We start from the raw sequence: 7,380 nt of genomic DNA, 5'->3' as shown, positions 1-7,380 counted from the left end.
ACCGCGGGGGTGCGGGCGGGGCGGGCCGCCGCTCGGGGCGGCCCGCCGGACGGGACATCAGTGGTGGTTGAGCCGCCAGAAGTCCTTGATGTCCTGGCGGGCACGGAAGTCGGCGATCAGCTGGCTCGCGGAGAACTGGTACAGCTGCGTGTTCCAGTCCGTCAGCCCGGGCGGGTTGTTCTTGCTGACGCCGACCGCGTCGTTACCGGACACCCCGCCGGCGTGGGCCTCCAGGTCGAAGCCCTCCTTCTCCATCGCGAAGTGCACGAAGAGCTTCGCGGCGTTCGGGTGCTTGGAGCCGGTCGCGATGGTCGCGAACTTCGGGTAGGCGAACCCGACCCACGGGTTCATGCCCTCGCAGACCTTCATCTGGTAGCCCTTCTCCTCCAGGTCGCGGAACTTCGCGATGGAGAGCAGGCCGATGCGCTGCTGCGTCTGGTTCGGGGCGGCGACCCCGGCGGCGACGTCCTCGTCCTCGGTGGTCAGGACCGGCGAGTTCTGCGCGAACCGCTTCACCCACTCGTGCGCCGGGTCGTCCTCGGACAGCTTGAGCTTGCCCTTGCCGAGCTGCTCGTAGGCGGCGGTGAGCTTGTCGCCGCCCTGCTTGGCCATCTGCGTGAACCACTGGGTGAAGACCTCCTTGCCCAGCGGGTCCTGCAGCATCACCTTGCCCTTCCACTTGGCGTCGGTGACGTCCCAGATGTTCTTCACCGGGCAGCCCTGCGGGCTGAGCTTGGAGTTGTAGACGAACACGTACGCCTTGGAGATCATCATCAGCGGGTTGCGGTTCGCCTCGCTGATGTGCGGCGCGAGGTCCGGCGGGATCCACGTCTTGACGATCTGCTGCGGCAGCAGCTGCCCGACGAGCATCGGGCCGTCCTCGAACAGGTTCACGTCGATCGTGACGTTCTTGGCCTGCGCCTCGCGGGTCATCTTCTCGGCGGTGTCGGCGGCCTTGGACTTCACGCCCTCGGCCTTGATGCCGTACTTCTTCGTGAACGCCTCCGCCATGTCCTTGACGTCGCCGCTGCCGTCGTAGGCGAGCACGCTGCCCTCCTTCTTGGCGGCGGCGACGAGGTCGTCCAGCTTGAACGACGCGGCGTCCTCCACGGTCACCGACGGCAGCGGCGTCCCCTCGCCGCCGGCCTGCCCGCTGGTCGACGGCGCGCAGGCGCTCAGCAGCGCGGTGGCGACGGCGGCGGCCGCCGCGGCACCGGCCCGGGCGCGGCGCCCGGCGGGAATGGTGCGGATCATGTGAGTTCTCTCCTCGGTGTGCATCCGCGGGCCCCCGACCTGCGGCTCTCATGCGGTGACAGCGGGGTCATTCGGTGACGGCGGGGTCAGTGACTTCGTTTGAGCATCGCGTCCGACAGCGCGTCCGCCGCCTCGCCGAGGCGGCGGCCGACCGCGTCGAGCCGGGCGAGCAGCTCCCGGCCGCGCAGGACGTCGATGCCGAGCGGTCCGGCGAACAGGCGGGCCAGCTCGGCCTGCCGGGTCTCCCGGACCCGGTTGCGGGCCTTGCGCGCGCCCAGCGCCGCGAGGGTGACGGCGGCGGGCTCGGCGAGGACCTTCCGGACGGCGCCGTCGAGGGCGGTCAGCCCGTCGAGGACGGCGTCCAGCGGTGCGAGGGTGAAGTCGAGGTCCGGCGGGCCGAACAGGTCGGCCTCGCGGACGAAGTCGCGCAGGTTGTCGAGGATGTCGTCGACGGACCGCGACAGCCGGAACAGGTCCTCGCGGTCGATCGGGGTGGCGAGCACGCCGCGCAGCATCGCGGCGAGCGCGGCGCGCTCGGCGTCGCCGGCGTGCTCGATCTCGGCCATCCGGGCGCGCGCGTCGGCGGGCGGGGTGCGCCCGGCGGCCATCGCGCGGGCCAGCTCGGCGCCGTCGCGGACGGCGCGGATCTGCCGCCCGACCTGGTCGATCACCCGGTTCCCGGACCGGCCGCGCAGGTCGTCCCAGACGAGCCGGAAGCGGCGCGCGGGCCGCACCGCGGCGCTCACAGCGCCCTCGCGGCGAGGCCGCCGGCGGCGCCGGCGGCGAACGCCAGCGGCAGCGTGAACAGCCAGGCCGCGCCGATGCCGAGGACGTTCTGCCACCGCACCCGGGACGCGCCCTCGCTGGCGGCGACGCCGACGACGCCGGCGGTGACGGACTGGGTCATGCTGACGGGCGCGCCGGCGAGCGAGCTGGCCGCCACCGACGCCGCCGCGGCGGCCTCGGTCGAGACGACGTGCAGCGGGCGGGCGAGGACGAGGCCGCGCCCGAGCCGCTCCCCCACGCGGTGCACCGCGCTCAGCGCGCCCGCGCAGAACACCACCGCGATCAGCAGCAGCATCAGCGGCGCGGGCTGGACGGGCCCGACCGCGCCGAGCCGCCGCGTCGTCACGACCTGGCGGGCGACGCTGACGACGGCGAGCATCTTCTGCCCGTCGTTCGCGGCGTAGGCGGCGCACTGCGCGCCGTAGGCGACGACGTGGGCGGTGCGGACGGCGCGCGGCATGCCGGCGAACGAGGGGACCCGCCGCGAGGCGAGCCCGAGGCCGTAGCCGACGGTCGTCCCGACGAGCGGAGCGGCCGCGCCGATGAGCAGGACGGTGGCGAGGCCGTCCCAGGAGACGTGCAGGCCCATGCCGAGGCAGGCGCCGCCGATGCCGCCGAGGATCGCGAGGGTGAGGCTGGTCGGCAGGCCTTTGCGGGACAGCAGCCCGACGACGCCGAGCGCGACCGTGACGCCGAGCAGGAACGCGACCGCGCCGTGCGGGTCGCCGAGGTCGGCGAGCCGCTCGGTGAAGGTCCGCGCGACGGCGGTGCCGGCGAGCTGCGGGACGAGCACCAGCGGCAGCAGGACGAGCAGCATCAGCAGCGGCGCGGGCGAGCGGGGGTAGCGGCCGCTCAGCCCGAGCAGCGCGGCGCCGTCGTTGACGCCGGTCACCCACACGAAGGCGAGGGCGACGGCGCCGAACGCGATGGCCCAGATCATCGCAGCTCCGCGGTCCGGACGCGGCGTTCCTCGTGCAGCGACACGGTGGCGGCCTCGGCGATGAGCAGCGCCTCCAGGGCCTCGTCGACGGTGCAGGGGCTGTCCGCGTGGCCCCGCGCCATGTCTAGGAACGTTCCAATCTCGCTCGCGTAAGCGGGCTCGAACCGGTCCCAGAAGTTGGTCCACGCGTCCCCCGACGGCCAGTCGACGCCCGGCTCGGCCGACCGCAGCGCGGCCCGCTCGTCCAGCCCGACCACCCACGTCCCGGCGGTGCCGGACAGCTCCATCCGGACGTCGTAGCCGGCGCCGTTGTAGCGGGACCCCTGCATCGTCGCGATCGTGCCGTCGTCCAGCACCAGGACGGCCGCGCTGGTGTCGACGTCGTGCGCGTCGGCGAAGTAGCCGTCGCCGCGGTTGGCGCCCACCGCCGTCACCGACTCGACCTCGCGGCCGGTGACCCAGCGCAGGATGTCGAAGTCGTGGATGTGGCAGTCCCGGAAGATCCCGCCGGACGAGGCGACGTACTCGGCGGGCGGCGGCGCCGGGTCCGCGGTGACGAGGTGGACGCGGTGCAGGTCGCCGAGCCGGCCGTCCAGCACCGCCTGGCGGGCGGCGGCGTACCCGGCGTCGAAGCGGCGCTGGAAGCCGATGTGCACCGGCACCCCGGTCTTGGCGACGCGGTCGCGCACCTCCAGCGTGGTGCGCAGGTCGGGGGCGACGGGCTTCTCGCAGAACGCGGGCACGCCCGCCTCGCAGGCCCGGACGAGCAGGTCGGCGTGGGTCGAGGTGGGCGTCGCGATGAGCACCGCGTCCGGGCCGGCGGCGAGCACCGCGTCGGGGTCGGCGGCGCGGGCGCCGAGCGGACCGGCGAGGGCCTCGGCGCGGCGCGCGTCGGCGTCGCCGATCACCAGTTCCCCGACCGCCGGATGTCCGCTGAGGAACCGGGCGTGCCAGGCCCCGATCCGTCCCGCGCCCAACAGTCCGACCCGCATGGTGTGCCTCCAATGGCCCGGTCGAGGGGATGGCGTGTCACGTGAAGTTCAGAGAGTGTTCACCCTCTGTTCACCTTCTCGTCATCTGTGTGGCTTGGGGCACATTTGTATCCGCCAGGCGAGGGCCAGTCAATACTTTGTTCTTACATATGGACGTACTGACTTGAAGTCATGACCGCCGCCGGGGGCGTCTCCGGAGGCCGCCGGGGCCGTCCCGGCCGGACCGCCACCGGGATCTTGACTGCCGTTGCGGAGCGGGTTACCGTCCGCGACGGGTTCACACGCCGACCCAGGCGGTGCGGAGGCCACGCGATGAGGCATGCGATCCGGCCGGCCGGCGGAGACGCGATGGGCATCGTCCCACCTGCGCGTCCTCCGGCAACAGACGGGGAACGGCTCCAGCGCGTCCGCGGCGCCCCGGCGCCGAGCCGGGAGAACGTGCTGAACGACGTGCGCGGCCATCTCGCCGGAGGCGGCGGGGCGCTGCTCGTCGGCCCCACCGGGATCGGCAAGTCCACGCTCGTGTCCACGCTCGCCGACGAGTACGCCGCGGCCGGGCACCGGGTGTTCGCGTGCTGCCCCGCCGAGACCGAGCGGCACCTGCCGTTCCTCGGCCTCATCGACCTGGTCGCGCAGGGCGCCGACGAGGTCGTCGACCGGCTGCCCGAGCCGGAGCGCCGCGCGCTGCGGTCCGCGCTGCTGCTGCACGACGTCCCGATCGGCGAGCGCGACCTGCTGTGCCTGCGCCTCGGCGTGCTGCACACGCTGCGGATGCTGTGCGCCGACCGGCCCGGGCTCGTCCTCGTCGACGACGCGCAGTGGCTGGACCGGCCGACCGGCGAGCTGCTCGCGTTCGTCGCGCGGCGGGCCGGGCGGCTCGCGCCGCCGCTGCGGATGGTCGTCTCCGTCCGGGCGTCGTTCGGCGACCCGCGCGGGTCCGGCGGGCAGTGGCGGGACGCGGCGGGGCTGTGCCCGAAGCCGGTGCTGACGCTGAAGGTGCCGCCGATGACGGCGGCGGAGCTCGCGGCGCTGCTGGCGGACCGGTTCGGCCGGTCCTGGCCGCGCTCGCAGCTGGCCCGGATCCACCGGGCGAGCGGCGGGAACCCGTTCTTCGCCGTGGAGCTCGCGCGCAGCGCGGTGGAGAGCGGCGCGCTGGACGACGGCCGCGCGCCGGGCGGCGCCCTGCCGATCCCGCAGAGCCTGTCGGTGCTCATCCAGAAGCGGGTGAGCGCGCTGCCCCGGGCCACCCGCGAGACGCTGCTGATGGCGAGCGCGGCGAGCCGCCCGTCGGTCGAGCTGCTGCGCCGGGCCGGCGGCGCGGACCTGGCGGAGGCCGAACGGCAGGGCATCGTGGACGTGGACGCGGGCGGGCAGATCCGGTTCACCCACCCGCTGCTGTCGGCCGTCATCTACGCCGAGGCGGAGGCCGTCGAGCGGAAGGCGGCGCACGCGGCGCTGTCGCAGGCCGTCCGCGATCCGGTGGAGCGGGCCCTGCACCTGGCGAAGCTGACCTCGGGCCGGGACCGGCGGATCGCCGGGACGCTGGAGGACGCCGCCGCCGTGGCGCGCCGCCGCGGCGGCCTGGCGACGGCGGCGCACCTCGGCGAGCTGGCCGCCGACCACACCCCCGAGACCGAGCGGGACGCCGAGGCCGGCCGCCGGCTGCGCGCGGCGGAGGACGCCGTCGCGGCGGGCGACTACCCGCTGGCGCGGCGGCTGGCGCACCTGGTGCTGGAGACGACCGCGCGGCCGCGCGACCGGGTGCGCGCCTGGATGGTCGTGATGGACTCCTCCGGCCAGGCGCTGGCGGAGGTGGAGGAGGTCTTCCCGCGCGCGATGGAGGACGCGCGGGGCGAGCCGGAGCTGCTCGCCCCGCTGCACTACCGGCTGAGCTGGCGGGCGTGGATGGTGCTGGGCTCGGCGGAGGCCGCGCTGGAGCACGCGCGCCGGTCCGCCGAGCTGGCCGCCGTCGCCGGGGACCGGGCGACGGAGCTGCTCGCGCTGACCAAGCAGGCGAACATCGAGTTCTTCCTGGGCCGCCCGGAGGGCGAGCAGACGCTGCGCCGGGCGCTCGCCGACCCGCAGGAGCCGCAGGTCATGTGGCACCACAACGGGCCGATCTACCTCAAGCACCGGCACCACCTGCTGCACGACCGGCTGCAGGAGGCCCGCAACGAGCTGCGGACGCTGATCTACGGCGTCCGCCAGCGCGGCGTCGTCGAGAGCCTGTGCCTGAGCCAGTTCTGCATGAGCCAGGTGGAGATCCACCGGGGCCGCTGCCGGCAGGCGCTCAGCCTCGCCCGGCAGAGCCTCGACCTCGCGGAGGACTCCGGGCTGAGCCAGGGCCCGTCGTGGTACGCGCTGGCGCTGGCGGAGGCGGCGGGCGGCGACCTCGAACGGGCGCTCACCGCGGCGGAGCAGGCGCTCCAGCACAGCGAGAGCGACGGTGACCTGCTGTTCCTGCCGCGCGCGCTGCACGCCGAGGCGCAGGTGCGGCTGCGGCTCGGCGACGCCGCCGCCGCGGTGCGGATCCTGGAGCGGGTCCGGCTGATGGAGACGTCGCAGGGGCTCGGCGACCCGGCGGTGCGCCGCTGGCACGCCGACCTCGCCGACGCGCTCGTCGCCGTCGGCCGGACGAAGGACGCGGCGGACGTGCTGGCCGAGGCGAGGGCGCAGGCGTCGCGGCTCGGGCGGCGCAGCGTCCTGGCGGTGCTGGAACGCTCGTCCGCGCTGGTCCGCGCGGCGGAGGGCGACCGGGACGGCGCGCTGGACGGGCTCGTCCGCGCGGTCGAGCAGTCGCAGGCCCTGCCGTATCGGCTGGAGGAGGGACGGGCCTGGCTGGAGCTGGGCTTGTTGCGCGCGCGCACGGGAGACACGGACGCGGGGCGCACCGACCTGCAGCGCGCGCGGAACATCTTCGCCCGCGCGCAGGCCCAACCCTGGCTGGACCTCGTCCAGGACGAGTTGCGGGACCTCGACCACGGCAGGCACGAGCACCAGGGCCCGGAGCGGGACAGGTCCGCGGGCGCCCACCCGCTGGACGTCCTCACCGACATCGAGCGGGAGGTCGCCGTGCTGGTCGCCGAGGGCGCGACCAACCGGGAGATCGCGTCCCGGCTCTTCCTCAGCGTGAAGACCGTCGAGGCGGCCCTCACCCGGACGTTCCGCAAGCTGGGCGTCCGCTCCCGGGTGGACGTCGCGCGGCTGGCGGTGTCCGGCCGCTGACCTGCGGTTCGGCTGAGTTCCTCCGGCCCGCGGGCGGGGTGTGCCCGCGGCCATAGGGATATCCCTATGCGTTCGCCGTGAGGCTTCTGCAAACGCTCACGTGTCCACAGACTCGCGCTTGTCCGTGATGCCCGGCTTGAAGCAAATCACGCAGAAGGGAGCGGATGTCGCGGCGCCCGGACG

Annotated in this window: 5 protein-coding genes; 1 reads left to right on the top strand and 4 read right to left on the bottom strand. The window is 74.6% G+C overall.

Going from position 1 to position 7,380, the window contains the following annotated elements; all coding sequences use genetic code 11:
• Positions 1–57: 57 nt before the first annotated feature.
• The 4 genes from AB0C78_RS16225 to AB0C78_RS16210 form a co-directional block, all read right to left on the bottom strand.
• Entirely contained in the window at positions 58–1,254 is a 1,197-nt protein-coding gene (locus AB0C78_RS16225) for an ABC transporter substrate-binding protein (RefSeq protein ID WP_360747802.1), read from the bottom strand.
• A gap of 86 nt (positions 1,255–1,340) precedes the next feature.
• Positions 1,341–2,000, bottom strand: a complete 660-nt coding sequence (locus tag AB0C78_RS16220; protein ID WP_360747799.1) for a DUF47 family protein — start codon at positions 1,998–2,000, stop codon at positions 1,341–1,343.
• On the bottom strand, positions 1,997–2,980 hold the full coding sequence (locus AB0C78_RS16215; protein WP_151544936.1) for an inorganic phosphate transporter: 984 nt from the start codon (positions 2,978–2,980) through the stop codon (positions 1,997–1,999). The genes AB0C78_RS16220 and AB0C78_RS16215 overlap by 4 nt, the downstream gene beginning before the upstream one ends.
• Entirely contained in the window at positions 2,977–3,972 is a 996-nt protein-coding gene (locus AB0C78_RS16210) for a Gfo/Idh/MocA family oxidoreductase (protein ID WP_360747796.1), read from the bottom strand. Before AB0C78_RS16210 ends, AB0C78_RS16215 begins: the two co-directional genes overlap by 4 nt.
• Before the next feature lie 312 nt (positions 3,973–4,284).
• On the opposite strand from AB0C78_RS16210, the gene AB0C78_RS16205 reads away from it, so the two are divergent.
• Positions 4,285–7,197 carry an AAA family ATPase gene (locus tag AB0C78_RS16205; protein ID WP_360747793.1) on the top strand — a complete coding sequence of 971 codons (2,913 nt, stop codon included), beginning with the start codon at positions 4,285–4,287 and terminating at the stop codon, positions 7,195–7,197.
• The last annotated feature ends 183 nt before the right edge of the window (positions 7,198–7,380 follow it).

Source organism: Actinomadura sp. NPDC048394, assembly GCF_040651755.1.
Taxonomy (GTDB): domain Bacteria; phylum Actinomycetota; class Actinomycetes; order Streptosporangiales; family Streptosporangiaceae; genus Spirillospora; species Spirillospora montaniterrae.
The sequence above is the reverse complement of the archived record's forward strand: the minus strand, read 5'-3'. Positions and strand labels throughout refer to the sequence as shown.